The following is a 26,954-nucleotide window of genomic DNA, read 5'->3' on the forward strand; positions in this document are numbered from 1 at the left end:
GGTGACGAGTCACCCATAATGAGCCGTTATGGCTTTCGTATCACTGAAAAACATGGACTTCATTAAAGCACTAAAGTGTTCAGCGTCCACTACTCACCGAAGGAACCAGGTCTCCTCGGCAGTAATCTGCAGGAAGGGCACCTACCTTTCGGCATGAAAAACGACCTTAACTCGAAGCTGCCCTGCTTAGATCTGATCATGCAGGCAGACGAACAAGGTTTTTTTCACCGTCTTTAGTGTAGCAGTCCCCCTACGCAAAGTCAATGAAAAACGAACAATAATAAGTGCTCCTGTATAATCGTTCGGATATTGGTCATACTATGAAGTTGCGCCCGGCTTACCCCATTCGCATAACGGCCTCGTTGTCTTTATATGAAACCTTACGTTGGGAACTTCAGGCCCTTATTTCTCCTGAAAATTTGCACGAGTGCGAAAAAAAGCAGCAGGCCGTTAATACTGCGCGGCCGCTGCTTCTTGATGACTACGATCCATGTTCACGAATTTGTTAAATTGCTTCAAGAACGCCAACTCAACGGTTCCTACCGGACCGTTACGCTGTTTGGCGATGATAATCTCGATAATGTTCTTCTTCTCGGATTCTTTATCGTAGTAATCGTCCCGGTATAGGAAGGCTACGATGTCGGCATCTTGCTCGATGGAACCCGACTCCCTAAGGTCAGACATCATCGGACGTTTGTCCTGCCGCTGCTCAACACCCCGGCTGAGCTGCGAGAGCGCGATAACCGGTACATTGAGCTCACGCGCGATTTGCTTCAGCGTACGGGAGATCTCAGAGACCTCTTGCTGACGGTTATCGCCTTTGCCTCGGCCGGCAATCAGCTGCAAGTAGTCGATGAGGATCATGCCGAGCCCCTTCTCCTGTTGGAGACGACGGCATTTCGCACGAATATCCGCAACCGTGATCTGAGCCGAATCATCGATGAAAATATTCGCTTCCGACAAGGCGCCAATGGCCATCGTCAGCTTCTCCCAGTCATCGCCTTCGAGATACCCCGTCCGCATGCGATTGGCATCGACGTTCGCCTCGGCGCAGACCATACGTTGAACGAGCTGCGCCGCGCCCATCTCGAGCGAGAAAATCGCGACGGTTTCCTTGGCGCGTACCCCTACGTTCTGCGCTACGTTCAGCGCGAACGCGGTTTTACCTACAGAAGGACGCGCTGCCAGAATGATTAAGTCGGAGCGCTGAAAGCCCGACGTCATCTTGTCCAAGTCGATAAAGCCCGAAGGAACGCCTGTGGATCCGCCTTTATTCGAGTAGAGAGACTCTACCTTCTCGAAGACTTCCATGAGCACATCGCGAATGACCACGAAGCCGCTCGAGCTGCGGCGCTGCGAGATCTCAAGAATCTTCGCCTCCGCTTCGCTCAGCATGGACCCAACATCGTCTTCATTGGCGTAGCCATTGGTGACGATTTGGGTGGCTGTGCGGATCAAACGGCGAAGCATCGATTTCTCTTCGACGATAGCCGCGTAATAGTCGATGTTAGCAGCTGTCGGCACCGCGTTGGCGAGCTCGGATAAGTACGTAACGCCGCCGATCTCTTCCAGCTGCTGTTTGTTCTGCAGAAGCGATGTTAGCGTGATTAGGTCGACAGGCTCTTGATCCTCCGCCAGCTCAACGATCGCTTCAAAGATGCGCTGATGCGCCCCCCGATAAAAGTCGTCGCTCGTAATCCGCTCCATCGCGGTAATCAAAGCGTCACCGTTAATCAAAATGGCGCCGAGTACGGCTTGCTCGGCTTCTATATTTTGAGGGGGTACGCGATCCATAAACATATTGTCTCCGCTCATGCTTCAGTACCCGCCTTTCTTTTCATAGTTTAGTAGTCTTGGTACCAGACAATAGATAAGAGCCCCTCCTAGGGACTCTCATTTGCCTTCTCAGTCACTTATTTCTCTTCCAGAACCTGTACGTTCAAACTTGCTGTAACTTCGCTGTGCAGCTTCACAGGGACCTTCGTAACGCCTAGTGTACGAATTGGTTCGTCAAGGACGATTTTGCGTTTATCAATCACAATCTTGTACTGCTTCTCCAAAACTTCTGCGATTTGCTTGCTCGGAATTGCGCCGAACAATCGGCCGCCTTCACCGGCTTTCGCTTTGATTTGAACCGTCATTTCGTTCAACTTCTCGCCTAGCGTTTTGGCATCGGCTTTCTCTTGATCCTTTTTGCGTTGTTCCGCTTTCTTCTGATTATCCAGCACCTTCACTGTCCCCGTTGTCGCGGGAGCTGCAAGCCCCTGAGCAATGAGGAAATTCTGTGCGTAGCCCTCGGATACTTCTTTGATTTCGCCTTTTTTGCCTTGGCCTTTAACATCTTTTAGTAAAATGACTTTCATTCGAAAAGTCCCTCCTCTTCCTGCATCTCATCGAGTACTTTCTTCAATCGGTTCGTTGCTCCCTCTAATGTCGTGCCATCGAGCTGAGTTGCTGCATTAGTCAAATGACCGCCGCCGCCCAGCCGCTCCATCACGAGTTGGACGTTCATCTGCCCCAGCGATCTGGCGCTGATGCCGATCAGTCCATCCGGCCGTTCAGCGATGACAAAGGAAGCCATAATATTCGTCATATTCAACAATGTATCAGCAACCTGTGCAATCATCAACTGAGAATATTTGCGATTAGGCTCAGCAACTGCCAAAGCGATATGCTCATGGATCGTTTCTGTATGCTTGATTACTTCGGCTCGCTCGATGTACGAATCGAGATCTTCCTTCAGCAAACGCTGAATCAGCGCGGAATCTGCGCCATTACGGCGCAGATAGGAAGCGGCTTCGAAGGTCCTCGCCCCTGTGCGGAGGCTGAAGCTCTTCGTGTCGACTACGATGCCGGCCAGCAAAGTCGTAGCCTCGAGCACTTCCATCGTCAGCTTCTCATTGATGTACTGCAGAAGCTCGGTCACTAGCTCGCAGGTAGAGGACGCATAAGGCTCCATATAGACGAGTGTCGCGTCATTGATGAACTCCTCGCTGCGGCGATGATGATCGACCACAACGACCCTGTGCGTCTGCTGGAGCAGCTTAGGCTCGGCTACCATTGAAGCCTTGTGCGTATCCAGTACCACAGCCAAGGTCCGCTGCGTCGTAATCTGCATCGCCTGCTCCGGTGTTATGAACCAGCGATGCAGCCGCTCATCACCGGCAATCGTCTCCATCACTTTCTGGATCGAGGGATTCACTCCCTCAAGCACGATGTAACCTTCCTTGCCAATCACTTGCACAGCCTTCAAGATGCCGATTGATGCGCCGATGCAGTCCATGTCCGGAAAGCGGTGACCCATAATAATCACTTTATCGCTATCCTTCATCAAATCCCTTAAGGCATGGGAGATGACCCTGGCCCTAACCCGCGTGCGCTTCTCAACCGCATTCGTTCTTCCGCCATAAAAGCTCAGCCTCTGGCCCACTTTCACCGTCACCTGATCGCCGCCGCGGCCTAAAGACATGTCCAGGCCCATCTGCGCCATTTGACCAAGCTCCATTAATTGCTCCGCACCAGATGCGATCCCGATACTTAGCGTCATCGGCAGCTTGTTCTCTATCGTCAGGTCCCGGACATCGTCCAGAATTTCAAATCGCGTTTGCTCTAATTGACGCAGCGCTTTCTGATCCATCAGAATGAGGAAACGGTCGGAGGACGTCCGGCGCAAATATAGCTGATTTTTCTGAGCCCATTCAGTAATCTCACCTGTCACTTTGGCCAGCATAATGCTGCGCGTTTGATCATCCAGACCTTGCGTTGACTCCTCCAGATTATCCATCATGACGATACCGATCGCCGTCTTCTCATCTTCGTACTTTCTCGCCAAATTCGCATGCTCCGTGATTTCCCGGAAATAGAGCAGTCTTTCTTCGGCCCGAATCGAGACTTGATAAATGGACTTCCCGATGGTGAGATCTACTTTATCGCTTTTATCTTTTCGGTTTTTCAGGTCTGGCAAATATTCGTACAACGGCTCGCCGATGACGGAATCCTGCCCAAGCATTTTCGCCACAAACGGGTTGTGCCATTCGATGCGCTTCTCTTCATTATATAAAATAATTCCGATAGGAAGGCCGCTCATCACTTCATTGCCGGCTTTTTTGACCCGATGCGTAATCGTTCCGACATACATATTCAGCTCTTTGCGAAAAGCTGTTTCCGCTTGGAGCGTGAAGTACGCCAGAACGGCGCAGACCAGGAAGGCCGTAACGCCCAGCCACCATTTGAACATATAGATGGTAGCTGACATGATGATGAGCAGAACGAAAATCCACACGATGTGTTGACCGTGCCATCGCTTCAAAAGGAACTTCGGCATTCGAACTAGCTCCTAATCCTATAAATTTTTCTTAAACCGTTCACGGATTGGAAACGCAACATCAAATACCCCTAGTAAGCTGTAAACGATAAAAAGTGGCGGCATGAAACAAAGAATGATCATCGCCACGATCGGCAAAATTGGCTTCCACTTGTTCGCATGCGCAACAAAGAATAGAAAACAGATCGCTTGAATAGCGAACGCCAGCATCAATAGTGGCATTGCATTCATCATCAGCGTCGGAATGAGTGAATTGGAAGCTGGATTCATAAAGAGATCGAGCACAAACACGATCAAATAAATCCACACCAACGATTTCTGCAGCATCCACTCGCGCATTGGGCGCAGACCTGGGATGCCTTCTCCTGTTTTGTTGAGCAGCCAGCGGCTAATGCCGTGAGTGACAAAGGTGTAGAACAACGCCACAAAGATCAGATACAAAGGTATCACTTGCACAATGAAATTCACATACCAGTCCTGGTCCTTCGGTAGAACCTCCCGAATCCCCGGCGGCATACTTGCAATGCTGTCCATCATGAAAAGTTTGAATTTCGCTACCGGATCGAATCCAAGCGAATACCCAATGAGCAGACTAAGCAGTGACTCCGCCAGAATGGTGATAATTCCTGCTGTAAGTACAGTTCTAGCGGCGGCTTTGCGTTTATATAAGTTACCCATGACCAGTACCGGCGGCAAGAAGAACAGCGATACGGACATGAGCGATATCCCATGCCACTGGGTAAGCAAATAAACGACGAGCAAGCTGATGACATAACTGATGACGAAACGTTTGGTGCTTGATTTAACATATAACATCAATACAGGAATCATGAGAAAACTAAATGTGAAAATAATAAAAGGCGTCATTAGAGATAGCAATGAAAGGATCGTCACCGCACTCCAAATGATGCTTTGCCAACTTCGATTCCCCAACCGGGCTCACCTCTTACGTAAATGTTCTTCGAGCGATGAAATGTCGCCGTACCAGTCCTCAAGTTGATGGCCCTCTTGGCGGTGCTTCTTCATTTTCTCTACAATGGCTTCGTCCAAATCGCGATAAGATATACCCAGTCTTCTTCCCAAAATATAGCCGCTTGAAATTAAACTGGCTAAGCCATCCACAATTCTGACATGGCTGCCTTCCCATATGCCTTTAAGCAGGTGCGCTACGTGATCTACGACTTCTGTCTTGAGCCACTCAATGACTTTGGCTCGTCTGGCTAGGTCTACATCCTTTTCCCTATTCAGCAACCGTCATCTCTCCTCATCCTACAAAAGACTATAGCGTTAATTATACCACAAAATAGGGGGAGAAAAGAAAGCCTCTACAAAGCCGTGCGTTCTCTCCTCTCGCCTATGGACTTCTCGGCATACAAAAAAGACAGCCGTATAAACAGCTGCCTTCTTAGTAAACCCTATTCCGTTGTGTAAGGCAACAATGCGATTGTACGGGAACGCTTGATAGCGATCGTCAATGCACGTTGGTACTTAGCGGAAGTACCAGTTACACGTCTAGGAAGAATCTTCCCGCGCTCACTGATGAACTTTTTAAGAGTTTCGATGTCTTTATAGTCAATGTGCTTGATTTTGTTAACTGTGAAGTAACAAACTTTACGACGTTTACCTTTACCGCCTTTACCACGAGGAGCAAATTTGCGATCGCCGCGATCTTCACTATTGTTATCTCTTTTTTGGAAAGCCATGAATTTGTTCAGTCCTTTCTACTTTAGAATGGCAAGTCATCATCGGAAATGTCGATCGGTTTTCCGTCATCGATGAAAGGATCTTGCTGCTCGCGTGACCCACCGCCACGATTGCCACTGCCTCCGCTGCCGTAGCTAGCGTTTGCGTTCGATCCACCGTCTTCACGATTTCCGGCACCGTTACTGGATTCAAGGAAGCGTACATTATCGGCAATCACTTCGGTCACGTAAACTCTCTTGCCCTCATTGTTGTCGTAATTACGTACCTGAATTCGGCCTTCCACTGCTGTCAAACGACCTTTACGCAAATAGTTCGCGCATGTTTCGGCAAGCTGCCTCCACGTGACGATATTGATAAAGTCCGCTTCGCGTTCTTTCGAACCTCCGCTTGTGAAAGGACGGTCTACTGCGAGAGTAAACTGTGTAACCGCAACGCCGGCTGGCGTATAACGAAGTTCTGGATCTCTGGTCAATCTACCGATAAGAATGACACGGTTCAACATAGAACATTCCCCCTGACGAAAATACTGGCATGCAATTAAGCTACGTCGTTTGTGATTAAGTGACGGATAACTTCATCCGTAATCTTAAGTACGCGATCAAGTTCAGTTACAACAGCAGGTTCTGCGTTGAAGTGTACAAGCACGTAGTGCCCGTCACGGAACTTATTGATCTCATACGCAAGACGGCGTTTGCCCATCAGGTCATGTTTGGAGACTTCGCCTCCACCGTTCGTGATGATGCCTTGAAACTTTTCTACTGTAGATTGAACAACTTCTTGCTCAACGTCAGTACGAATGATGTACATCAGTTCATATTTGCGCATGTATGTCACCTCCTTTTGGACTAAGCGGCCCCTGTTCAAGCTTGTTCGCACAAGCGAAGGAGCAAGGAGCGAGGATTCTTTTTCAAAACTCGCACCTGAATACTATAGCAAATTGAACGCCAGATTACAAGTCTTTCTCTCAAGGATGAACATGGCAACGCCTATCGTACATGCTTCCCCTTCAGGAGGGTAATCTAAACCTGATTGAAAATCTTTCGAAGAGGTGATCAATGTGGGTGAATGGACACAGTTCAATGAAGGCGATCATGTACCTAACGACGGCGTATACATCGAGATGGGTGAGAATGCCGTCCACATGGGTATTGAGAACCCGAAAATAGTCACGTTAAAAAAAGGAGACAGATTTCCGGCCAACAGCAACCATAATCGGAAATGGCACCGCAAAAAGCCTTAACTAGGAGAAATTCACCATGAGAACATCCACGTTTACTTGGCTGTTTACCTTCATTGGTGCAGCCCTCTGTTTAGGTCATTATTTATTTCACGATCATGATGCCTTTTACATGATCTTCTATGCACTTAGCGTTCCTGCATGGTTTGCATCCACATTCACGGACATCTATGAGATCTCCATGTCTCGGATGCTCGTCATCTATGTATTAACAATCGCTACATGGGCGCTAGTCGGCTATGTCATTGATCGATTCTCTATCAGTTACAGAAACCGCAACAGGAGCTATTAGCGGCTGAAATGAAGGAAAGCTGGCCCCTAGGTAGTTTAATTTACCTGCTTAGGACCAGCTTTTTTACACAATAAACCTGTACCCGGATCCCCAAACTGTACCTATGTACTGAGGTTTCGACGGGGTCTCTTCGATTTTCTCTCTGATTCGGGCGATATGAACCGTGACGGTTGAGGCATCACTCATAGCATCCAAGCCCCAGATTCTCTCAAAAAGCTCTTCCTTGCCAAACACCCGATTGGCATTCTGCAATAGAAATAGAAGCAAGTCAAATTCTTTTTGCGCCATAACGACTTCATTTCCGTTCACAAAGACACGCCTTGCCTCCTTCTGAATCTCCAGACCTCTAACTTGAATCGTGCTTCCTTCATTCCCTTTGCCAAACCGCTCTTTCATCCGTTGGAACTTTTTCAAATGAGCCCCTACCCGCGCAACCAGCTCGCCGGAGCTGAAAGGCTTGGTAATATAATCGTCCGCACCAAGGCCCAAACCATTAATTTTATAAATTTCCTCTGCTCTAGCCGATACCAGAAGAACGGGAATATCGTCATGCTCGCGCACTCTCTTCAATACTTCAAATCCATCGATATCCGGCAGCATGATATCTAAAATGATCAGCTCAAAGTCTTCATCCTTGAGAGCTTTCAATCCCGCTAATCCACTGTTCACCGTCTTAACAGAGTAACCGCTCAACTCGAGGTAATCTTTCTGGAGATTGGCGATACTTTGATCATCTTCAATAATCAGAATTTTTTTCATCATAACCTCCAAGCCTACTAGAACTTCTTCAGAGATATCATTATCTGAGTACCCTCTCCTACGGCACTTTTCGCCCATATTTTCCCGTCGTGACCTTCTACAATTTGCTTGGCAATAGCAAGTCCTAGTCCACTGCCGCTTTTTCTTGAAGGGTCCACCTGATAAAATCGCTCAAAGATATGGGGAAGTTTATTTTCCGGTATTCCTTTTCCATTGTCCTTAATCTCTATGATCGCAGATGTTCTAGTTTCCCTGAGAATAATCTCAATCTTTCCATCCGCTTTCTCTACATATGTCATGGCATTATCAAGAATGTTCTGTATGACCCTCTTTAATCTTTCACGATCAATTAAAACTTTGACTGGCTCATTAAGTTCATTTATTAACGATAACGATAGGTTAGCCTTTTCGTATTCATATTTATGATCCGCGACACAATCCTCAAAATAGCTCTCCAAATCACTCTTTTCAAAATGGTAAGGAAGCTGGTTCAAATCAAGCTTGGAGTATAGAAGCAGATCATCGATCATAGCGTTCACGAGAATCGCTTTGGATCGTGCCGTTTCCAGATACTCGTCCATTTTCTCAGGTGTTTTGGCGACCCCATCGATAATTCCTTCAATATACCCTTTGATCGAGGTCACAGGCGTCTTTAAGTCATGAGAAATACTTGAAACCAGAAACTTTCGGTTATCATCATATTTTTGCTGCATATAAACCGATTCTTTCAGCTTAATTCTCATGAGCTCCAGCGTCCTGCATAACTCACGAACTTCACCCTCGCCTTCTTCTGCAATCCCTTGGCTTAAATCACCTTCGCTAATTTTATTAGCAGCAGCCTTGAGTCTGGAGATCGGCGAAATAATGCCGCGGGAGAATCGATACGACACCCAAAAGTTCGTTAACAAGAAAACAACGGTGAACACACTAACTGTAAATATGCCGAGCAGCACAAAAAAGTTCGTTTTCAGCTTGATTGGCGCAAGCAGCAGCAGAACACCGGGATCGCCAGCCTGCACCTTGTAATCCACTCTTGTAATCATATATGTTTTACCGGCAAGTTCGACCTCATCGCGAGTTGCCTGGTTGTCTGAGAGCATAAGGCTTCTCTCAATATCGATCCTGTTGAAATTTTGCGTAGCGTATACAACTTCTCTATTTTTTAAAATAATCGCACTGGCATCCAAAGCGTTAACCCGATTAGCAAGCTCTTGTTGAAATTTCGTATCCAAAAGCTGCTCGAACTTGAGGGGCTGTGCTTCTCTTTTGATCTCACTGATCGCCGCTCGAACTTCGAAGGCCTTCTGAACCTCCTTCGTATCGGCTTCGCGGCCAAAAACCTTCGTATAAGCAGCAACGAAAATAATAACAGCCAGAACTGTCAAACCAACGGAGAGCAGCACAGCCAGCGCATTCATCGTGAAGAAACGTTTGGTTAAATGCATGAAGATCCCTTCCTATATATCCTTACTGTCAAACAAATAATACCCTGTTGTAAATAACATCATACCACAGCCCGACATGATTAGAATCTGACGGAATATTTTAAAAACATTCATCGTTTCCGATATCCATAAAGTATACCAATCCAGCATCGAAGTAATGAAAAAACTGGAGTAGGACGAGAAGACAATACCCAATGAGTTAAAAACGATAAATATCAGAATCGAGAGGAAAAATACAGCTAGCCCCCCTTGTATCACGTTAGACAACAGGACGACAATTAGGGCAAACACAAATACGGGGAAAAAGGTTAATCCGTACGATAAAACAACCTTCAAGATCCCTGGCAAGCTAGCCGATGAGGGATTAAAAATAAACCCAGCTAATAACGAAAGAATCATCACAAATAAGAGGTTGCCGGCAATAAATAAAGCTAAATTCAACACTTTTGCGCTAAACACACTGAATCGGGAGACTGGTCTCAAAAGTGTTATTTTCATTGTATTCGATGAGGATTCACCGTTAAACATATCGATCGCCACAAAAATGGCAAACAGCGGCAAAAGCGTATAAGTAATAAACGATAGTACGACGATAGGAAATTCAACGCTTCCTACAACCCGCAATCCAAGCCCATGCTTGATGGTGGTTACAGCGATCTGTCCGACCAAAACAGCAAGGATAGATAAAATGGCAGCCGCCATCATTTTTTTCTTTTTCAACAACTTCACGGATTCATTGATAAATGCGGCCTTAAACCCTTCCATTCCGGTCCACCTCACTAACAAAAAAGTTCTCCAACGAAGAATAATACGAGAGGATATTCTGCGTATATTCTACATTAACAAGTTTGCCTCCATAAATGATGCCGATTCTTGTGCACGTCAGTTCCACATCATGAATCAAGTGGCTTGAGATAAAAAATGTCGTGCCTTCCTGAGAAAGTTGTTTGATCAATTTCCTCATCTCCAGCATCCCTTCAACGTCTAGTCCGTTTAGAGGCTCGTCCAATATTAATAATTTAGGTTTCGACAGTATAGCAGCCGCGATCCCCAGTCTTTGTTTCATCCCCAGTGAAAACTTCTGAGATTTTTCATTTTTATATTTCAACATGCCTGTGAGTTCCAGGCACTCATCAATTCTCTTCTGATCAACATGCGGATAAAATCTAGCGAACATCTTTAAATTATCATTAGCTGTTAAATAAGGATAAGACTCCGCTGTTTCAATCAAACAACCCACATGCTTCATGGCGTTAACATAGTCGTCTAAAATGCTGGCACCGAAAATTTTCACATCGCCACGGTCTGGCTTCATCAGTCCAGTTATCATTTTCATAGCTGTCGTCTTCCCTGCACCATTCGGCCCAAGGAATCCGAATATATCGCCTTGATCAACATCCAGGTTTAACTCTGTGATCCCTCGGCCATTTTTGAATGCCTTCGTTAATCCACTTATTTCAATCGCCTTGACTGTCAAATTCCATCATCTCCCCAAAAAAACGCTCAGGAAGCCGCACCGGCAGCCTCCTGAACCTCTCTCTTCTATTCAAATATGCGGCTAAACTCTCCATCGTAATATGGTTTCGAGACTGATCTGTATGAATTTTCGTTAACAATCTCAACATTCATTTCAAAATAAACTTTGCCTGTAGCGCCTTGATGAATAGAACCATTCTTCTGCTCGCCTTTTGCATCCTTATACGTGAATGTTGAGGACACGGCTGGATCATATTCAAAGTCGAAAACATCTTTATTCGGATATTCGCTCTCATAACCTGGAATAACCGTTTCGGAATATTTCCCTTTCACTTTATCGTTGTCTACGCTTGTGATCTCAACCATTCTTTCGCCGATTTTCACAAACTTGCCGTCTTTCTCCATCACGATATCGTTTTTATATTTACCTACATACTTACTGCTAAATCCATTGGAATAGCTAACTTTTTCAACTTTTGCGCCAGTTAGATCAGGTAGTGTGATTTTCGTATTGCCAACTTCAGAAAGCTTTACAATGACATTCAGGTTCAAATCGTGCTGAACACCGTTTTTATCTTTTCCGGACAGCGTAATATCGCCTGTTACATTTTCAAGGTAGCCAGCTTTATTTTCATTAGCCGAGCCTACCACCTTTTTCACAAATACATCGCTTTCTATAGTCGGCAAATCGCGCTCATCGTTCAGCATCTGTTTGATACCAAAAGAGGAGACAGCATTCAGGACGGCTGGTACCTGAGTTTCAGACAAGCTGCCCGAATATACTTTGCCACCTTCAGGTCCTTCCTCTACTTGCACGTAATCTTTCAAGCCGCCAACGACAGCGTCAACGATTTTTTCAATTTCTGGTGCTCCCTTTTCTTTAAAGGGGTTCTTGAAATCTACAGAACGAAATTTGGTCTCATTCGCTGGATATTCCATTACATAATAAGTATTGTCTGTTCCATTTTTATTAACTGATTTCGTTATGTCAGAATAATAGTATCTTGAAGTTGTTTCGCCATTGGCGTCTTTCGTCGTTGTATTCTCTTCCTTCTTATGGTTCTCAACATCCATCTTTTGCGACGTTGATCCTTGAATTAAGGTTTTATCGTTATCTTTCAACGTATACAGCGCTTCGAGCGTGTAATTCTTCATATCCTTTTCCATCATGTTTGCAGTTGTTTTTGCTGAACCTTTTAACCGGTCATAACCCGATCCAAGCAGCGTATCGGCAAATGCCGTGGATACGAATAAACACGCTCCAATCGTAAAGGACAGTACAGTAACGGATTTTTTACTAAGTTTCATCTCTTTTCTCCTTTTAACACAATGTACGGGAAACGTTTCCTTATATTTATATTAATATAACCTTATTGAATCCATCTAAATGGAATATTAACAAAGTATAAACTCTTTTTTATGAGGAAGGTACTAAAAAAGCCGCACAGCTTTCACGCTGCACGACTTGATTTATTTCCTAAATACTTTCTTTTCAGAGATCATCCCATCTGCAAAATAAACGATTTCCGCAATATAGCCAGGTTGATTAGAAATGGCGAAATCATAGGTTTTCTTACCATTCTCGTCTTTCACCAACTTGCCCTTTGCTCCTGTCTGCTTCACCAAATCATCATAGGTGCTTGTCATGCTTATCTTATCAGCTTGCTCCTTCGTTATCTGAGGAAGCGGCTCATCCTTAGTTGTATCGTTGCCACCGGCTGCTGGCGTTGCTGTGGCAGATGTTCCACCGCCTGTCCCATTTGTCGCACCAGGCGTCGCTGAAGCCCCTGTGGAAGGCGCTACGGTCGCTCCTGCTGTTGGGCTTGGCGATGCACTCTCTTCACTCTTTTTAGCGCATCCTGTGGCTACTACAGCTAGTACCAGAAATATCATCATCCATCTTTTCATTACGCTTACCTCCTTCTTGTTGCCAACACATCAATATGAACTTATTCTGCTTTTCCTTTAGCCTTTTTATCCCTACTAGTTAGACAAAGGACTGAAAGCAAAATAGCCTTCTACACCCTAATAGACGTTTTAAACTCCTAAAATGTTTCACGTGGAACTTAATAATGGAATTAATATGGTTCTGGACAAAATAAAAAAAGCCTCCTGCAGATGCAGAAGACTTTCATTCCTTAGCTAGTAATAGCTTGTACGGAAAGAGTGGGATTCGAACCCACGCACGCCTCGCGACGCCTAGCTGATTTCGAGTCAGCCCCCTTGGGCCTCTTGGGTACCTTTCCAATAAAACGCGAGAACAGGATTCATTATATCAAAAAAATCCTGTCCCCGCAAGTGCTTTTCCACAGCATTTTTATGAGGATTCTTCCTCTTTTTCTGCGTTGGATCGAAGCACTTTCTTCAGTTTACTTTCGAACTTCGTTCTTGGTACTAGAACACTGTGTTTACACCCTACACACTTAATTCTAATATCCATCCCCATCCGTATGATTTCCATTTCATTCGTGCCACACGGATGGGGCTTTTTCATTTGCACAATATCGCCAAGTTGATACTGCTTTTTCTCCATACGTCCGCCACCGCCTTTTCAACTACATCGTCTCAATTTGCACACTATCGAGTCTTTTCTTGATTTCTATGTTCAAAAGCCTCGTCACATTAAATTGTCGCGTTGGTTTACACTCTGCAATAATGCGAATCTTCAGATCCGTTGTACCCACCACTTGAACACCCAACACTTCGGGCTGCTTCACAATATCCTCCGTAAGCTCTTGCACGTGCTTGACGGTATCCTTGAGAATTTGCGTAGCATCGTCAATATTTATATGATGAGGAATCGTCACATCGACCACGGCTAAAGAATTGTACGTAGAAAAATTGGTCACCTGTTTAATATTTCCGTTCGGAATGATATGGACCTCACCCGTCCAGCTTTTAATCCTTGTGACTCGGATGCCAATCTCTTCAACAGTCCCTTTAAATGAATCAATTTGAATGACATCCCCTACTCCAAACTGATCCTCAAAAATGATAAAGAAACCCGTAATCACATCTTTCACCAAACTCTGCGCTCCGAAACCTATCGCGAGTCCAAGCACACCTGCCCCCGCCAGCAGAGGCCCAAGATTTAAACCAACTTGTCCAAGGATCAACATAATACAAATGAGATTCACGGTGTAGGCTATTAAATTATGTATAAGGCTTCCTATCGTATTCGTTCTACGTCTATCAAACTTCAGTGGCGACTTGTCTCTAGCAGCCATCATATGGGCAATCGTTTTATCCGCAATTTTGATACATACTCTTGCAACAACATATATGAGAACAATTTTTACGATAATCCAAAATAGGGAAGCTAGTATTTCAGGGTTCGATAGATGCTCTCGAATCCAGTTCATCAAATCCGTGAAATACTTCGTAATAAAGGCCACGGTTTAGACCTCCTTTTTCATTCCATGGTAACATATTTATCTTCTTTTTTAAAATAGATGCCTCTGATTTCTACGTTCTCAGATTCAATAATCTCTTGAACTAGTGCTAGATTTTCTCCAGGAAATTCAATAGAAAGGGCACAGCCGGCTGTAATTTCTTTCGGAGTAGGTCTGATGTCAATTTCTATGTCCGCATACTCTAGCAGCATCTCGGCGCGCAGAGCCTGCTGCGTAGAATCGAAGGCTAACAACATAACGGAAATATTCAAGGAAAATCCCTCCTCTCCTACGTATAAATGTCTCTATCTATCCATATACTAGTAAAAAAAGAAGAAGTACTTTGGAGGGATATGATGAAATTCCAAATTGGTTTCGACGGAATGAAAGACACGGAACTGACCCCACTCAAAATTAAGCACACAGACGCCGATACCCCTTTTCTTCTCTCTAAGCATTTGCAATCCATTTTTAGTAAGCTACCAACCTATCAACCTATCGTTGTTATCTGTGTGGGCACCGACCGTTCTACAGGAGATTCACTTGGTCCATTAGTTGGCTCTCATTTGAACCGTACGACAAATCTTCGTAACCTTCACTTATTCGGTACTTTAGATGAACCTGTCCATGCCATGAACCTATCTGAAACCGTTGATAAAATTCAACGTCAATTCGATAACCCTTTTATCGTTGCTGTCGATGCTTGTTTAGGTCAAGTATCCAGTGTAGGCTGCATTCAGGTTGCTGATGGTCCGCTTAAGCCTGGTGCCGGCGTTAATAAAGATCTTCCTCCCGTTGGCAATATTCATGTGACGGGGATCGTCAACGTAGGCGGCTTCATGGAATATTTCGTCCTTCAAAATACGCGGCTCAGTCTTGTCATGAACATGGCGAATGTAATTGGCGATGCTCTTCACTCAGCATTACGTCGCACTCAAGCCTATGTACCAAGCGCTAAGACGGCTTTACAGATTGATTAATTGCCTCTTTCTCTTCTGGACTTAATGTGTAAGTAGATTGTCCATTTTGAATCGGCTTCGCATACAAGTACATCTGCTCACGGCTATGTATTCCTGTCAAAACTACACCATCTTGAAAATCATCCAAAATGGCAATTGTGAAGCTCAGGTTACTTCCGCCATCATTGAAGGCGTTGTATCGATGGATCGCAACTTTGGATTTCATCTTCGTTAGGGATTGACGAATTGTATCAACCTGGGCTGACGTCATTGCTGACTCGGCCTTTTGATCGTTGATTGCTTGCTGCATTTCAATGAGGAGCTGCTCCATATTATCTGAACTTGAACCATTCATCATTTGCGTATATCGTTTACGCAAAGAAGATAATTTAACCGAAAGTATAATGACGATAAGGAATAAAACTAAAATCAATGCCAAAATGGCTAATACAACAAAGTTGCCATTCAATCCGAACAGTTCCCCCATGGTTGATCCCTCTTTCTACTTAGCATACTGCGATTGGATCTCTTTCACTGCATAAACAAGAGCTTCCACTTCTTCATCCGTTGTAAAATAACCTATGCTTGCTCTTACCGCTCCACTAGCTAATGTGCCTGCCGATTCATGAGCAAGCGGCGTACAATGATAGCCGGATCTAACGGCGATTTGAAAAGATTGATCCAATATGAAAGCCACTTCCGATGAATCCGCGTTGTTCACATTAAAGGAAACAATCCCTGTTTTATTTTGTCCAAGAGCCGGGCCAAGAATCGTGACTCCTTCAATTCCCAGTAAACCTTCCATCAGCATTTGCGTTTGACGCCACTCTTTTGCATGGATCTTCTCAATCGTTTCCGCTATTACAAATTTCACGCCTTCGTTTAATCCAGCAATACCAACTGTGTTTTGCGTACCTGCCTCATAGCGATCAGGCCTTACCTTTGGTTGATGAATGGCCTCTGATTGACTACCTGTTCCCCCGTGTAAGAGCGGCTCCAAATCAATGTCAGGATGGATATATAAACCACCCGTTCCCTGAGGCCCTAGAAGCCCCTTATGACCCGGGAAAGCCAACATATCAATATTCATATCGCCTACGTGAATAGGCAGTATACCAGCGCTCTGAGCCGCGTCTACAAGCAACTTAGCGCCATGAGCACGGCATATCTCCCCGATCTCTGCCACAGGCATAATCGTCCCCAATAAGTTAGAACTGTGATTAACAACTACAAGTGATGTATTTGTCTGTAATGCCTTTTTGAAAGCATCCAGCTGGATATTTCCTTCTTCATCATTACGGATATAAGTCAGTTCTATTCCAATCGTAGCCTTCAAATGTTCCAATGGTCTGCGAACAGAGTTATGCTCAATATTCGTGCAGATCACGTGATCCCCGGGTTTTACAAACCCTTTGATCGCTTGGTTCAGTGCATGTGTCGTATTCAATGCAAAAGATAGATCATTCGGGTTTTTGATCCCAAATAAGCGGGCTAAGTTTTTTCTCGTTTCAAATAAGACCCGACTTGCCTTCACAGCCATCTGATGGCTTCCCCGCCCTGGATTAGCCGCATATTCTTGCATACACGTCATCATCGCATCCATTACAGCCGGTGGCTTTGGCCAGGAAGAAGCAGCTTGATCAAAATACATAACACCTTTCATATGTTCACCCACCCTCTCTCGCGGATTCAGAATTCCACTCATAAATATAGCATACCTTAGTTTGATCTTTCTGCTCGAAAGAAAACCATCGGTATGCTATCTAATTTCAAGAGATTTTGCCTTGAAGCAATTCTAGCAAACGGTTCAAGTCGTCTTTTGAATAGTAGAGAAGTTCGATTTTACCTTTATCCTGCTGATTCTTGATTTTCACCGTAGTCCGGTAAATATCTCTTAATTGATCTTCAGCTTGGTTGATATAGGGATCTCTATTCTTTTCTTTTTGCTTCGTTTTTTCTTTTTCTTGACCTGGTGATTCCTCAAGCATTTTCACGGCTTCTTCAAGTTCGCGAACACTCCATTGCTTACTAATGGTGTTTTCCGCTAGCTCTTTTTTGATTTTGTCATCTTTAACACCAACGATAGCTCTTGCATGACCCATCGATAATGTTCCACGTGAAACATATTGTTTAATTGATTCCGGTAATTGAAGAAGTCTCAGGAAGTTGGCAATATGTGAACGGCTTTTACCAACCTTAGCAGAAAGCTCTTCTTGAGTTAACGAGAACTGATCGATAATTCCCTGATAAGCAAAAGCAATCTCCATTGCGTTTAGATCTTCCCGCTGAACATTCTCAATCAAGGCAATTTCCATGACTTGTTGATCCGTAAAGTTTCTCTCGACTGCTGGGATCGTTGCAATCCCCGTAACCTGAGATGCTCGGAATCTACGCTCACCGGCAATGATTTCATACCCTTTAAGAACCTTACGAACAATAATAGGCTGGATGACACCATGTTCTCTAATTGAATCGGCTAACTCTTTAATGCTATCTTCGTTAAAATGCTTTCTAGGTTGATAAGGGTTAGCTCTCAATTGTGCTAAAGGAATTTGAATGACTTTATCGCTCTCATCAATATGTAGTGATGTAATTAAAGCATCCAATCCTTTACCTAAACCTTTGTTTAGGCCTTTGGTCATATCGAGATCACTTCCTTCGCAAGCTCTAAATACACTTCCGCGCCTTTTGATCTAGGATCATAAGTAATAATCGATTGTCCATGACTGGGAGCCTCGCTCAAGCGAACGTTCCGCGGGATAATCGTTTGATATACTTTTGTTTGGAAGTATTTCTTTACTTCCTCAATGACTTGAATGCCGAGGTTTGTTCTAGCATCAAACATCGTCAATAAAACACCTTCAATTTGAAGCCCTGTATTAAGATGCTTTTGGACCAATCGAACTGTATTCAACAGTTGGCTTAATCCTTCAAGCGCGTAGTATTCACATTGAATTGGAATGATAACAGAATCAGCAGCAGTTAAAGAATTAATTGTAAGAAGACCTAAGGATGGTGGGCAATCAATAAGAATATAATCGTACATATGCTTAACCAGTTGCAAAGACTTCTTCAAACGCACTTCTCTTGAAATCGTTGGAACAAGCTCAATCTCAGCTCCTGCTAGTTGAATCGTCGCAGGTACAATCTTAAGATTTGGAACATTCGTATCCACTGTTGCATCTTTGGGGTGGACATCGTTAATAAGCACATCATAGATGCAATTCACGACATCGGCCTTGTTAACCCCGATCCCACTAGTCGTGTTCCCTTGTGGATCGATGTCAACGAGAAGCACTCTCTTCCCTAGTGAAGCCAAGGAAGCACCCAAATTCACAGAAGTTGTCGTCTTACCGACGCCACCCTTCTGATTCGTTATTGCTATAATTTTAGACAAAACCATTTCACCTCAATCGCTTATGTTCCAAATGCCATACTAAAGCAGTATATCTATCTTAACATATCTATCATTCAGTTACCTTATCTATATTTGATAGTTTTATCTCATAAGATGCAAAAAAACGGCTTGCGCCGTTTAAGGTAGCAATAAATGCTCAATTATTCTTAGGAATTTTAATTATAATTTCGTAGTGATCCTCATGATCTTTCTCAGACGTGTTAATATTCAGGCCCGAGCTTGTAACCATTTCAACGGATTGGCGAATGGTGTTTAAAGCGAGTCGAACATCCTTTGAAAAGGATACGCGACGTGACTTTTTAATCTTTGTTGCTTCCTTTAAAAAATTAATCTTGATCTCTGTTTGTTTTACGTTCAGCTCTTTAGCAATGACTTCTTCAAGAATTTTCACTTGCAGTTCTTCTTGATCCAATGCAAGCAAAGCTCTCGCATGACGCTCCGTAATTTTCCGCTCCATCAATGCCATCTTAACAGGTTCGCTTAGATGTAAAAGCCGGATCTTATTCGCAATCGTTGATTGGCTCTTACCGAGTCGCTGAGCTAAGCTCTCTTGCGTCAAATCATGCATCTCAATCAATTGCTGATAAGCAGCAGCTTCTTCGATTGCAGTCAAACCTTCACGCTGCAAATTCTCGATAAGAGCAATGGATGCAGCTTGAGAATCATTGAAATCTCTCACAATTGCAGGGATTGTATCAAGACCTAGCTTCTTAACTGCTCTTAGGCGCCGTTCTCCGGCAATGAGTTCGAATGTATTGTTTTTGACTCTGACAACGATTGGCTGAATAACACCATGCGTTCGAATCGTTTGGCACAATTCATCAATACGATCATCATCAAATAAGGTTCTAGGTTGATATGGACTTGGAATAATAGTATTAACCGGTATGTTTTTGACCTCATCCGTCGACGAACGATCAGCAAGTCCAAATAGCTTTGAAATTTGTTCTTTCATAGGAAACCCTACCACCAACTCTTCCCGTAGTTTAAGCGACCATTACGATCCAAAGATAGACGACCTCTTCGTCCTACAGAACGAAAACGCTTGTCAAGAATACGGCGAAGTATGACAAGTGCAATCACATAAACTCACTACAAATTGAATAGATTCTTACTATTATATATTCTTCATCGATAATAGATTTCCTGCTTTAAGCAATTGTGAAACTTAAATGAATAATGTTTCACGTGGAACATTTCACCTTTTCATAAGTGGCTCTTTCAGAGGAAGTCCAGCCTTCCTAGGATACTTAGCTGGTGTTGCAGCAAGCTTTTGAATTTCTACAAAATGCCTCAGCGATTCCTCAACAGGCAGCTGCATCTTAAGAACTTTAATAACTTTCCCCTTCAACTCAGATAAGCTATAAGCAGACTCACTTAGCTCTTCTTCTATCTCAGACCCCTTCATTGCAATAAACGTACCATCCTTCTTCACAAAAGGAAGACAAAATTCATTCAACACTTGAAGTCTAGCAACAGCTCTAGCTGTAACCAGATCAAACTGATCACGATACTTAGGAAGTCTAGCAATATCCTCTGCTCTACCATGAACACATTCCGTATCCGTTAAACCTAATTGTGAAACCAACTCTTTTAAAAACAAAATTCGTTTATTCAAAGAATCAATGATCGTAACTTTCAGATGAGGAAATGCAATCTTCAAAGGAATGCTTGGAAACCCGGCTCCAGAGCCAATGTCTGCAATCGTAGATATGGAGCTCATATCAAAATTAAAAGAAACAGAAAGAGAGTCGTAGAAATGCTTTAAGTATACCTGCTCTCTCTCCGTAATACCTGTTAAATTCATTTTCTCATTCCACTCTACAAGTGTCTTAAAATATTGCTCGAACTGTTCCAGTTGTAGAGCGGAAAGAGTAATCTGATGTTTCTCTAAAAAATGAACAAATTGTTGTTGAATAGCATCCATATGTTAACCTCTAGCCGCTGTGACTCTGTTATAGTGTTCCAAATAAACAAGAAGAATAGAAATATCGGATGGTGTCACACCTGCAATACGCGATGCTTGACCAATCGAAATTGGACGGATTTTAGCGAGCTTTTGCTTAGCTTCTGTTGCAATCCCATGAATTTCACTGTATTCGATATCATCCGGAATCTTCTTCTTCTCCATTTTACGGAGACGCTCTACTTGATTGCTTTGTTTCTCAATGTAACCTGCATATTTAACTTGAATCTCAACCTGCTCTTTCATTTCATCGTCCAGCTCAAGCGGTGAAGGAGACATTTGTTCAATATGTTTATATTCAATTTCAGGACGACGAAGCAGCGCGATTGCTGGAACAGAATTATTCAAAACTACACTTTCCAAGCTTTCCAAAAGCTGTTGAACATGCGGTTCCGGTCTAATTTTATCCGTATTCAAACGCTCGATTTCTTGATCTACCAATGCTTTTTTATTTAAAAACGTCGCGTAACGCTCCTCAGAAATCAGTCCAATATCATGGCCAATTGGGGTTAAACGCAAATCAGCATTATCGTGGCGAAGCAGCAAACGATATTCCGCACGGGATGTTAATAGACGATATGGCTCGTTTGTCCCTTTTGTAACTAAATCATCAATAAGAACACCGATGTACCCTTCGGAACGATCCAACACAACCGCTTCTTTACCTTGAACTTTGCGAGCCGCATTAATTCCAGCCATAACCCCTTGCCCAGCTGCTTCTTCATACCCAGATGTCCCGTTAATTTGTCCGGCAGTAAACAAACCGCTAATAAGCTTAGTCTCCAGAGACGGCTTCAATTGAGTAGGAACAACCGCATCATACTCGATGGCATAACCGGTACGCATCATTTCTACTTTCTCAAGACCTGGAATGGAGCGCAAAATACCAAGCTGCACATCTTCCGGCATACTCGTTGATAAACCTTGTACATAGTACTCAGATGTATTACGGCCTTCCGGCTCCAGGAAAATTTGATGCTTCGGTTTATCGGCAAAACGAACAATTTTATCTTCGATGGATGGACAGTATCTCGGCCCAGTACCTTCAATCGCACCTGAAAACATTGGAGCACGGTGCAGATTCGAGTTAATAATGTTATGCGTCTCTTCAGATGTGTACGTTAACCAACAAGGCAATTGCTCATTAGCAGCCCCTGATTTAGTCTCAAAAGAGAAAAACTTAGGCTCATCATCACCAGGCTGAATTTCCGTTTTACTAAAGTCGATTGTATCTTTATGAACCCGCGGCGGAGTTCCCGTTTTGAAACGCACGAGATCAAAACCTAATTTGCGAAGCGACTCCGATAGTTTCACCGAAGGTTGTTGATTGTTCGGACCGCTCTCGTACATAAGCTCACCCATGATAACTTTCCCTCTTAGGTAAGTTCCTGTCGTAAGGACAATTGCTTTAGCATAATACTCAGCGCCTGTTTTAGTAATAACACCTTTGATCGCGCCATCTTCGACAATGAGCTCTTCAGCCATACCTTGACGTAACGTTAAGTTTGGCGTTGCTTCAATCGTTTCTTTCATTTTATGCTGATATGAAAATTTGTCGGCTTGTGCACGAAGTGCATGCACAGCTGGACCTTTCCCAGTATTCAGCATGCGCATTTGAATATACGTTTTGTCGATGTTGCGACCCATTTCGCCGCCGAGCGCATCGATCTCTCTAACAACGTGGCCCTTTGCAGGACCACCGATAGATGGATTACAAGGCATGAAAGCAACCATATCCAAGTTAATTGTTAAAAGTAGTGTATTACATCCCATCCGGGCAGATGCCAGAGCAGATTCACAACCTGCGTGTCCAGCGCCAATGACAATAACATCAAATTCACCAGCATGATATCCCATAGTTCAAAGTCCCTCCCTCTTTTATGAAAACGAAAATGCTGTCGGTTTTCATTTACCTAAGCAGAATTGTGTAAAAATTTGATCGATCAACGACTCTCCAACAGAATCACCAATGATCTCTCCAAGCTGTTCCCAAGCCGCTCGAATATCAATTTGTATCATATCAATTGGCACGTATTGCTCGTTTGCTTCAAGCGCATCATGCAACGAACGTTTTGCTTGCTTCAATAAGGATATATGTCGAACGTTGCTAACGTACGTCAAATCACTTGACTCTAGTTTGCCCTCAAAGAAAATTGCCGCAATCGCTTTTTCTAAATGATCGATACCTTTATTCTCAATCAGGGATAGCTCGACAATACGTTCCTGTGGAAAATAACTCAACACTTGGTCGATATCGAGCTTACGACTGAGATCAATCTTATTCAAAATAACAATCGTTTGTTTATCCGATAATTGCTTCATTAAAGCAAGCTCATCCAATTGAAGTGCTTCATTGCTATTCAGCACCAGCAAAATCAGATCCGCTTCAGCCAAAGCAGTTTTCGATCTTTCCACTCCGATTTGTTCCACAATATCTGTCGTTTCGCGAATCCCCGCTGTATCCAACAACTTAAGCGGAATACCGCCTACATTGACAAATTCCTCAATAACATCCCTTGTCGTTCCTGGAATATCGGTTACAATCGCCCGATTCTCCTGCGCCAATTCATTTAACAACGACGATTTCCCTACATTCGGCCTGCCGACAATCGCGGTCTCAATACCCTCGCGCAAAATTTTGCCTTGCTCAGCGGTCACCAAAAGACGGTCAATTTCAAGCATTACCGTGTCACATTTACTCTTTATGAAAGCATTCGTCATTTCTTCAACATCATGCTCTGGATAATCAATATTGACTTCCACATGAGCCATTAATTCAACCAGCACATATCGTAAATGTTTGATTTGCTTCGACAAATTTCCTTCAACTTGCTTTAATGCCACTTTAAAGGCTCTGTCCGATTTGGCGCGAATTAAGTCGATTACAGCTTCCGCTTGCGTCAAATCAATCCGACCATTAAGGAAAGCTCGCTTCGTGAATTCACCGGGTTCCGCCAAACGTATCCTCTGCTGTAGCAATAAATCCAGCACCTTCTTCACAGAAACAATGCCGCCGTGGCAACTGACTTCAACCACATCTTCCATTGTAAAAGAACGTGGAGATTTCATTAAAGTAACGAGAACCTCCTCTACCTTTTCGGCAGAAGCAGGTTCTATAATGAATCCATAATGTACCGTATGCGTTTCAGCATCAGATAATTTCGTTTTTGAGCGAAAAACACGCTCCACTAATGGAACTGCCTCATCCCCGCTCACACGAATAACCGCTATCCCACCCTCACCGAGCGGCGTAGAAATAGCAGCAATCGTATCATTTAACATAGTATTAACACCTCGAATTTACCTCATCTTAAAGAAAAAGCAATGACTTATGCTCATGTCATTGCGGCTAAGGTTATTTGACGGCGATCACGACCCGACGGTTCGGTTCTTCGCCTTTGCTATAAGTTTTGACAACAGGATGCCCTTGCAATTCAGCATGAATAATCTTGCGTTCTTGCGAATTCATCGGCTCCAAAATAACTTCTTTTTTCGACTTTATGACACGATTCGCCAACCTTAAAGCTAGCTCCTCTAACGTCTTTTTACGTCGATCTCGGAAATTTTCTGCATCTAAAATAATCCGGAAATGCGAATTTGCATAACGATTTGCGACAATATTGACTAAATACTGCAGCGCATCGAGGGTTTGTCCTCTTTTACCGATCAAAATACCAAGCTCCGAACCACTCATATTCAACTGGTAGCCTTCGCGATCCTTTGTCGTGTCTATGGTGATGGAAATTTTCATCGCTTCGAACATATCTTGTAAGAAAGCAATGGCTTCCTCAAGCGGATCTGGTATCAATTCAAGCTCAACCTTAGCTTCTTTGGAACCAATAAACCCAAACAACCCCCGGGAGGGCTGTTCCAAAATATGAATCTTAACACGATCCTCCGAAACCTGCCATTGAGAAAGACCGGCTTTCACCGCGATCTCAATAGTTTTTCCAGTCACCACAATTTTTTTCATTTGGACAGGCCACCCTTATTATTTTGAGATCCAGGATTTTTTTGTTTTCCAGGAGAACCATAAATAAAGTAAGACTGAATAATGGTGAAGATGTTACCGTAGATCCAGTAAAGTGGCAGCGCAGCTGCGAAATTCATGGACATCACGAAAATCATAACCGGGAAAATGTATAGTAAGCTTTTCATTTGTTGATTCATTTGAGAAGACATAAACATTTGTTGAACGAATGTGGTTGCCGCGGCAATGATCGGAAGAATGTAATAGTGATCGGGCTGTCCTAAATTCATCCATAAGAAAGTATGCTCTCGAATATGGTCATTACGCATGATAGCTTGATAAAGCGCAATCAGAATTGGCATTTGAACAATGATTGGAAAACACCCAGCTAACGGATTCACACCATTTGACTGAAATAACTTCATTGTTTCTTCCTGCTGCTTCTTCGCATCATCTTTATACTTTTCTTTAAGCTTCTTCATCTCAGGCTGCAACTCTTGCATCCGTTTGGAGCTCTTATACTGTTTCAGCGTCAGAGGCAAAATAATGAGACGAATAATGAGGGTTACGACCAGAATGGATAAGCCATATTGACCCCACAACTTGACGGCGAACCAGTCGAGTGTCTGCGAAAGCGGGTACACAAAATATTTTACAAAAAAACCTGCCGTATTAGGATCAATTGGTGCCATAGCAGAGCTACTAGGACTACATCCTGACAACAATAAGATCAACGCAGAAAGAGCTGCAAGCAAATAAAGTCGACGAGTCAAAATGAGATCCTCCTAAATATCTTTTCCAACATAAACTATAACACAATTTAAGCGCGAAAAGAAATAATGCTTCACTTTTTTATTGTGTCATTTCTTTTTAATAAAGAAGCCTTTCGGATTACATGCCAAATGCTTTTCTCCATCTCGGCATATTCCATGTCTACCGCAGGTTTCCTAGCCAGCAAAATGTAATCATAATGCGGCGTCAAATTCTCTTTTTTCAAACGGATGATCTCTTTCACCATTCGTCTCAAGCGGTTCCTGACAACCGCGTTCCCCACTTTTTTACTCACCGAGATACCAAGTCGGAAATTCTCCATTTTAGGCTGAGGTAAATAGTAAAGAACGAATTGATGGTTGGCCATTGATTTGCCATATCGATAAATCTTATTGAAGTCTTCTCTTTTAGCTAATCTATATTCTTTTTCCACAGACATGTACGCTCCAGACCGTTAACTTCAGATAAGCGAAATTACCACTTAGGCATCTTATCTATTTTTGACCGAAATGACGGCATATAAACTGTCCATCCAAATGCAAAAAAAAAAGCCCCTTCCGGAGCCTCTTTTTACGCGCTAAGAACTTTTCTTCCTTTAAGACGACGAGCTTGTAGAACTTTACGACCGTTCTTCGTGCTCATTCTTTTACGGAAACCATGATTCTTCTTACGCTTTCTCGTATTCGGGTTAAACGTCGGACCCATCTATAGCACCTCCCTACCTGAGGATATCCATCCTACAAAATTTCTACTACTCATTAAATCATATATCACTCAAGAAAGTCAACCTACCCGAGCGTGCAGAAGGAAATGCCAAAAAGATCACAATAAATCGAAAAAGAATAACCTGTGTATAAATTTTATCCACCGAAAAGAGAAGCTTGTCGAAAATCAACAGAATATTAACAATATCTTGTGTTGTGAACAATTTCTATGCACAACTTGTTGTAATTGTGGATAATCCCAAACAATCCGTTGATTAACAAGCTATCTTTTGTTAAGATGATAATGTTTCTGTTGTGGATATACACGACCACTTCTCCGATTTATCAACAGTCTGTGGATAACATTGTGAACAAAATTCCCTCTACAAGAATAAGTCATTTTAACCGATTCTTAATAATGTGGATAAAACGACAAAAGCCGTCCTTTTTTGACCCCATCAGACATGTTGGTTCTTTTCGCAATAAATCGCGCAGAATATACTCTGATTGCGTTCAATCTATGCGTTTTTCGGATCG

32 protein-coding genes and 1 tRNA gene are annotated in these 26,954 nt (G+C 43.4%); 3 read left to right on the top strand and 30 right to left on the bottom strand.

Features of this window, described 5'->3' with window-relative positions:
- Positions 1 to 450: 450 nt before the first annotated feature.
- From dnaB to rpsF, 8 genes are all read right to left on the bottom strand, one after another.
- A complete protein-coding gene (gene dnaB / locus ACKTT9_RS38255) occupies positions 451 to 1,815 on the bottom strand; it encodes a replicative DNA helicase (protein WP_127454043.1) in 1,365 nt (454 codons plus the stop codon).
- A 98-nt stretch (positions 1,816 to 1,913) separates the two neighbouring features.
- Positions 1,914 to 2,363, bottom strand: coding sequence for a 50S ribosomal protein L9 (rplI, locus tag ACKTT9_RS38260; RefSeq protein WP_127454045.1), 450 nt, complete (start codon positions 2,361 to 2,363; stop codon positions 1,914 to 1,916).
- Positions 2,360 to 4,324 (bottom strand): DHH family phosphoesterase, encoded by a 1,965-nt coding sequence (locus tag ACKTT9_RS38265; protein WP_407870058.1) that lies wholly within the window; start codon positions 4,322 to 4,324, stop codon positions 2,360 to 2,362. Before ACKTT9_RS38265 ends, rplI begins: the two co-directional genes overlap by 4 nt.
- An 18-nt stretch (positions 4,325 to 4,342) precedes the next feature.
- The gene (locus tag ACKTT9_RS38270) at positions 4,343 to 5,257 is read right to left on the bottom strand and encodes a DUF2232 domain-containing protein (RefSeq protein ID WP_127454049.1); all 915 of its coding nucleotides are present in this window, start codon (positions 5,255 to 5,257) and stop codon (positions 4,343 to 4,345) included.
- Between the two features lie 6 nt (positions 5,258 to 5,263).
- The gene (locus ACKTT9_RS38275; RefSeq protein WP_127454050.1) at positions 5,264 to 5,575 is read right to left on the bottom strand and encodes a MazG-like family protein; all 312 of its coding nucleotides are present in this window, start codon (positions 5,573 to 5,575) and stop codon (positions 5,264 to 5,266) included.
- Positions 5,576 to 5,739: 164 nt separating this feature from the next.
- Positions 5,740 to 6,027: a 30S ribosomal protein S18 gene (gene rpsR / locus ACKTT9_RS38280; protein WP_029196139.1), complete on the bottom strand. Its 288-nt coding sequence runs from the start codon at positions 6,025 to 6,027 to the stop codon at positions 5,740 to 5,742.
- A 23-nt stretch (positions 6,028 to 6,050) separates the two neighbouring features.
- Positions 6,051 to 6,530: a single-stranded DNA-binding protein gene (gene ssb, locus ACKTT9_RS38285; protein ID WP_407870059.1), complete on the bottom strand. Its 480-nt coding sequence runs from the start codon at positions 6,528 to 6,530 to the stop codon at positions 6,051 to 6,053.
- Positions 6,531 to 6,565: 35 nt separating this feature from the next.
- A complete protein-coding gene (gene rpsF, locus ACKTT9_RS38290) occupies positions 6,566 to 6,853 on the bottom strand; it encodes a 30S ribosomal protein S6 (RefSeq protein ID WP_127454054.1) in 288 nt (95 codons plus the stop codon).
- A 232-nt stretch (positions 6,854 to 7,085) separates the two neighbouring features.
- Here rpsF and ACKTT9_RS38295 point away from each other — a divergent pair, with 232 nt between their 5' ends.
- Complete coding sequence (locus ACKTT9_RS38295; protein WP_127454055.1) at positions 7,086 to 7,268, top strand: YjzC family protein; 183 nt, start codon at positions 7,086 to 7,088, stop codon at positions 7,266 to 7,268.
- Positions 7,269 to 7,284: 16 nt separating this feature from the next.
- Positions 7,285 to 7,557, top strand: a complete 273-nt coding sequence (locus ACKTT9_RS38300) for a hypothetical protein (RefSeq protein WP_157326143.1) — start codon at positions 7,285 to 7,287, stop codon at positions 7,555 to 7,557.
- A gap of 63 nt (positions 7,558 to 7,620) precedes the next feature.
- On the opposite strand, the gene ACKTT9_RS38305 is transcribed toward ACKTT9_RS38300, so the two are convergent.
- The 10 genes from ACKTT9_RS38305 to ACKTT9_RS38350 form a co-directional block, all read right to left on the bottom strand.
- Positions 7,621 to 8,316: a response regulator transcription factor gene (locus tag ACKTT9_RS38305; RefSeq protein WP_127454059.1), complete on the bottom strand. Its 696-nt coding sequence runs from the start codon at positions 8,314 to 8,316 to the stop codon at positions 7,621 to 7,623.
- A gap of 17 nt (positions 8,317 to 8,333) precedes the next feature.
- Positions 8,334 to 9,761 (bottom strand): sensor histidine kinase, encoded by a 1,428-nt coding sequence (locus ACKTT9_RS38310; protein ID WP_407870060.1) that lies wholly within the window; start codon positions 9,759 to 9,761, stop codon positions 8,334 to 8,336.
- Between the two features lie 12 nt (positions 9,762 to 9,773).
- Positions 9,774 to 10,526 carry an ABC transporter permease gene (locus tag ACKTT9_RS38315; RefSeq protein ID WP_157326146.1) on the bottom strand — a complete coding sequence of 251 codons (753 nt, stop codon included), beginning with the start codon at positions 10,524 to 10,526 and terminating at the stop codon, positions 9,774 to 9,776.
- Positions 10,513 to 11,238, bottom strand: coding sequence for an ATP-binding cassette domain-containing protein (locus ACKTT9_RS38320; RefSeq protein WP_315954345.1), 726 nt, complete (start codon positions 11,236 to 11,238; stop codon positions 10,513 to 10,515). The genes ACKTT9_RS38315 and ACKTT9_RS38320 overlap by 14 nt, the downstream gene beginning before the upstream one ends.
- Before the next feature lie 65 nt (positions 11,239 to 11,303).
- Complete coding sequence (locus tag ACKTT9_RS38325; protein ID WP_407870061.1) at positions 11,304 to 12,545, bottom strand: hypothetical protein; 1,242 nt, start codon at positions 12,543 to 12,545, stop codon at positions 11,304 to 11,306.
- A 162-nt stretch (positions 12,546 to 12,707) separates the two neighbouring features.
- The gene (locus tag ACKTT9_RS38330) at positions 12,708 to 13,145 is read right to left on the bottom strand and encodes a hypothetical protein (RefSeq protein WP_407870062.1); all 438 of its coding nucleotides are present in this window, start codon (positions 13,143 to 13,145) and stop codon (positions 12,708 to 12,710) included.
- A gap of 250 nt (positions 13,146 to 13,395) precedes the next feature.
- Positions 13,396 to 13,483, bottom strand: a tRNA-Ser gene (locus ACKTT9_RS38335).
- Positions 13,484 to 13,554: 71 nt separating this feature from the next.
- Entirely contained in the window at positions 13,555 to 13,770 is a 216-nt protein-coding gene (locus tag ACKTT9_RS38340; protein ID WP_315954342.1) for a DUF951 domain-containing protein, read from the bottom strand.
- A 22-nt stretch (positions 13,771 to 13,792) separates the two neighbouring features.
- Positions 13,793 to 14,632, bottom strand: a complete 840-nt coding sequence (locus ACKTT9_RS38345; protein ID WP_246069075.1) for a mechanosensitive ion channel family protein — start codon at positions 14,630 to 14,632, stop codon at positions 13,793 to 13,795.
- A gap of 17 nt (positions 14,633 to 14,649) precedes the next feature.
- Positions 14,650 to 14,886 (bottom strand): DUF3343 domain-containing protein, encoded by a 237-nt coding sequence (locus ACKTT9_RS38350; RefSeq protein ID WP_407873194.1) that lies wholly within the window; start codon positions 14,884 to 14,886, stop codon positions 14,650 to 14,652.
- A gap of 99 nt (positions 14,887 to 14,985) precedes the next feature.
- Here ACKTT9_RS38350 and yyaC point away from each other — a divergent pair, with 99 nt between their 5' ends.
- Positions 14,986 to 15,609 carry a spore protease YyaC gene (yyaC, locus tag ACKTT9_RS38355; RefSeq protein ID WP_407873195.1) on the top strand — a complete coding sequence of 208 codons (624 nt, stop codon included), beginning with the start codon at positions 14,986 to 14,988 and terminating at the stop codon, positions 15,607 to 15,609.
- Here yyaC and ACKTT9_RS38360 read toward each other — a convergent pair.
- The 12 genes from ACKTT9_RS38360 to rpmH form a co-directional block, all read right to left on the bottom strand.
- Entirely contained in the window at positions 15,584 to 16,075 is a 492-nt protein-coding gene (locus tag ACKTT9_RS38360; protein ID WP_407870063.1) for a DUF4446 family protein, read from the bottom strand. The genes yyaC and ACKTT9_RS38360 overlap by 26 nt on opposite strands.
- Before the next feature lie 15 nt (positions 16,076 to 16,090).
- On the bottom strand, positions 16,091 to 17,251 hold the full coding sequence (locus ACKTT9_RS38365; protein WP_407870064.1) for an aminotransferase class V-fold PLP-dependent enzyme: 1,161 nt from the start codon (positions 17,249 to 17,251) through the stop codon (positions 16,091 to 16,093).
- 106 nt (positions 17,252 to 17,357) lie between these two features.
- A complete protein-coding gene (locus ACKTT9_RS38370) occupies positions 17,358 to 18,230 on the bottom strand; it encodes a ParB/RepB/Spo0J family partition protein (RefSeq protein ID WP_127454077.1) in 873 nt (290 codons plus the stop codon).
- A complete protein-coding gene (locus tag ACKTT9_RS38375) occupies positions 18,227 to 18,985 on the bottom strand; it encodes a ParA family protein (RefSeq protein WP_127454079.1) in 759 nt (252 codons plus the stop codon). The genes ACKTT9_RS38370 and ACKTT9_RS38375 overlap by 4 nt, the downstream gene beginning before the upstream one ends.
- Positions 18,986 to 19,142: 157 nt before the next feature.
- Positions 19,143 to 19,961, bottom strand: coding sequence for a nucleoid occlusion protein (gene noc, locus ACKTT9_RS38380; RefSeq protein ID WP_157326155.1), 819 nt, complete (start codon positions 19,959 to 19,961; stop codon positions 19,143 to 19,145).
- Positions 19,962 to 20,204: 243 nt separating this feature from the next.
- Positions 20,205 to 20,933: a 16S rRNA (guanine(527)-N(7))-methyltransferase RsmG gene (rsmG, locus tag ACKTT9_RS38385; RefSeq protein ID WP_407870065.1), complete on the bottom strand. Its 729-nt coding sequence runs from the start codon at positions 20,931 to 20,933 to the stop codon at positions 20,205 to 20,207.
- Between the two features lie 3 nt (positions 20,934 to 20,936).
- Positions 20,937 to 22,829 (bottom strand): tRNA uridine-5-carboxymethylaminomethyl(34) synthesis enzyme MnmG, encoded by a 1,893-nt coding sequence (mnmG, locus tag ACKTT9_RS38390; protein ID WP_127454084.1) that lies wholly within the window; start codon positions 22,827 to 22,829, stop codon positions 20,937 to 20,939.
- A 48-nt stretch (positions 22,830 to 22,877) separates the two neighbouring features.
- Positions 22,878 to 24,254 carry a tRNA uridine-5-carboxymethylaminomethyl(34) synthesis GTPase MnmE gene (gene mnmE / locus ACKTT9_RS38395; RefSeq protein ID WP_407870066.1) on the bottom strand — a complete coding sequence of 459 codons (1,377 nt, stop codon included), beginning with the start codon at positions 24,252 to 24,254 and terminating at the stop codon, positions 22,878 to 22,880.
- A 73-nt stretch (positions 24,255 to 24,327) separates the two neighbouring features.
- The gene (jag, locus tag ACKTT9_RS38400; RefSeq protein ID WP_157326159.1) at positions 24,328 to 24,945 is read right to left on the bottom strand and encodes an RNA-binding cell elongation regulator Jag/EloR; all 618 of its coding nucleotides are present in this window, start codon (positions 24,943 to 24,945) and stop codon (positions 24,328 to 24,330) included.
- A complete protein-coding gene (yidC, locus tag ACKTT9_RS38405) occupies positions 24,942 to 25,715 on the bottom strand; it encodes a membrane protein insertase YidC (protein ID WP_246239727.1) in 774 nt (257 codons plus the stop codon). Before yidC ends, jag begins: the two co-directional genes overlap by 4 nt.
- A 71-nt stretch (positions 25,716 to 25,786) precedes the next feature.
- Positions 25,787 to 26,146 carry a ribonuclease P protein component gene (rnpA, locus tag ACKTT9_RS38410; RefSeq protein WP_181646286.1) on the bottom strand — a complete coding sequence of 120 codons (360 nt, stop codon included), beginning with the start codon at positions 26,144 to 26,146 and terminating at the stop codon, positions 25,787 to 25,789.
- A gap of 137 nt (positions 26,147 to 26,283) precedes the next feature.
- On the bottom strand, positions 26,284 to 26,418 hold the full coding sequence (gene rpmH, locus ACKTT9_RS38415) for a 50S ribosomal protein L34 (RefSeq protein WP_028557239.1): 135 nt from the start codon (positions 26,416 to 26,418) through the stop codon (positions 26,284 to 26,286).
- Positions 26,419 to 26,954 lie beyond the last annotated feature (536 nt).

It is taken from the genome of Paenibacillus sp. P36, from assembly GCF_045866505.1.
In the GTDB taxonomy this organism is placed as follows: Bacteria; Bacillota; Bacilli; order Paenibacillales; family NBRC-103111; genus Paenibacillus_E; species Paenibacillus_E chondroitinus.

Coding starts and splice junctions, on each gene's coding strand:
- noc (WP_157326155.1), bottom strand. CDS start 19,961: ATGAAAGAACAAATTTCAAAGCTATTTGGACTTGCTGATCGTTCGTCG.
- ACKTT9_RS38315 (WP_157326146.1), bottom strand. CDS start 10,526: ATGGAAGGGTTTAAGGCCGCATTTATCAATGAATCCGTGAAGTTGTTG.
- ACKTT9_RS38305 (WP_127454059.1), bottom strand. CDS start 8,316: ATGAAAAAAATTCTGATTATTGAAGATGATCAAAGTATCGCCAATCTC.
- ACKTT9_RS38370 (WP_127454077.1), bottom strand. CDS start 18,230: ATGACCAAAGGCCTAAACAAAGGTTTAGGTAAAGGATTGGATGCTTTA.
- ACKTT9_RS38365 (WP_407870064.1), bottom strand. CDS start 17,251: ATGAAAGGTGTTATGTATTTTGATCAAGCTGCTTCTTCCTGGCCAAAG.
- rplI (WP_127454045.1), bottom strand. CDS start 2,363: ATGAAAGTCATTTTACTAAAAGATGTTAAAGGCCAAGGCAAAAAAGGC.
- ACKTT9_RS38300 (WP_157326143.1), top strand. CDS start 7,285: ATGAGAACATCCACGTTTACTTGGCTGTTTACCTTCATTGGTGCAGCC.
- ACKTT9_RS38340 (WP_315954342.1), bottom strand. CDS start 13,770: ATGGAGAAAAAGCAGTATCAACTTGGCGATATTGTGCAAATGAAAAAG.
- ACKTT9_RS38265 (WP_407870058.1), bottom strand. CDS start 4,324: ATGCCGAAGTTCCTTTTGAAGCGATGGCACGGTCAACACATCGTGTGG.
- jag (WP_157326159.1), bottom strand. CDS start 24,945: ATGAAAAAAATTGTGGTGACTGGAAAAACTATTGAGATCGCGGTGAAA.
- rsmG (WP_407870065.1), bottom strand. CDS start 20,933: ATGGATGCTATTCAACAACAATTTGTTCATTTTTTAGAGAAACATCAG.
- ACKTT9_RS38325 (WP_407870061.1), bottom strand. CDS start 12,545: ATGAAACTTAGTAAAAAATCCGTTACTGTACTGTCCTTTACGATTGGA.
- rpsF (WP_127454054.1), bottom strand. CDS start 6,853: ATGCGCAAATATGAACTGATGTACATCATTCGTACTGACGTTGAGCAA.
- ACKTT9_RS38350 (WP_407873194.1), bottom strand. CDS start 14,886: ATGTTGTTAGCCTTCGATTCTACGCAGCAGGCTCTGCGCGCCGAGATG.
- ACKTT9_RS38330 (WP_407870062.1), bottom strand. CDS start 13,145: ATGAAAAGATGGATGATGATATTTCTGGTACTAGCTGTAGTAGCCACA.
- ssb (WP_407870059.1), bottom strand. CDS start 6,530: ATGTTGAACCGTGTCATTCTTATCGGTAGATTGACCAGAGATCCAGAA.
- ACKTT9_RS38360 (WP_407870063.1), bottom strand. CDS start 16,075: ATGGGGGAACTGTTCGGATTGAATGGCAACTTTGTTGTATTAGCCATT.
- rpmH (WP_028557239.1), bottom strand. CDS start 26,418: ATGGGTCCGACGTTTAACCCGAATACGAGAAAGCGTAAGAAGAATCAT.
- yyaC (WP_407873195.1), top strand. CDS start 14,986: ATGAAATTCCAAATTGGTTTCGACGGAATGAAAGACACGGAACTGACC.
- mnmG (WP_127454084.1), bottom strand. CDS start 22,829: ATGGGATATCATGCTGGTGAATTTGATGTTATTGTCATTGGCGCTGGA.
- rpsR (WP_029196139.1), bottom strand. CDS start 6,027: ATGGCTTTCCAAAAAAGAGATAACAATAGTGAAGATCGCGGCGATCGC.
- mnmE (WP_407870066.1), bottom strand. CDS start 24,254: ATGTTAAATGATACGATTGCTGCTATTTCTACGCCGCTCGGTGAGGGT.
- dnaB (WP_127454043.1), bottom strand. CDS start 1,815: ATGAGCGGAGACAATATGTTTATGGATCGCGTACCCCCTCAAAATATA.
- ACKTT9_RS38310 (WP_407870060.1), bottom strand. CDS start 9,761: ATGCATTTAACCAAACGTTTCTTCACGATGAATGCGCTGGCTGTGCTG.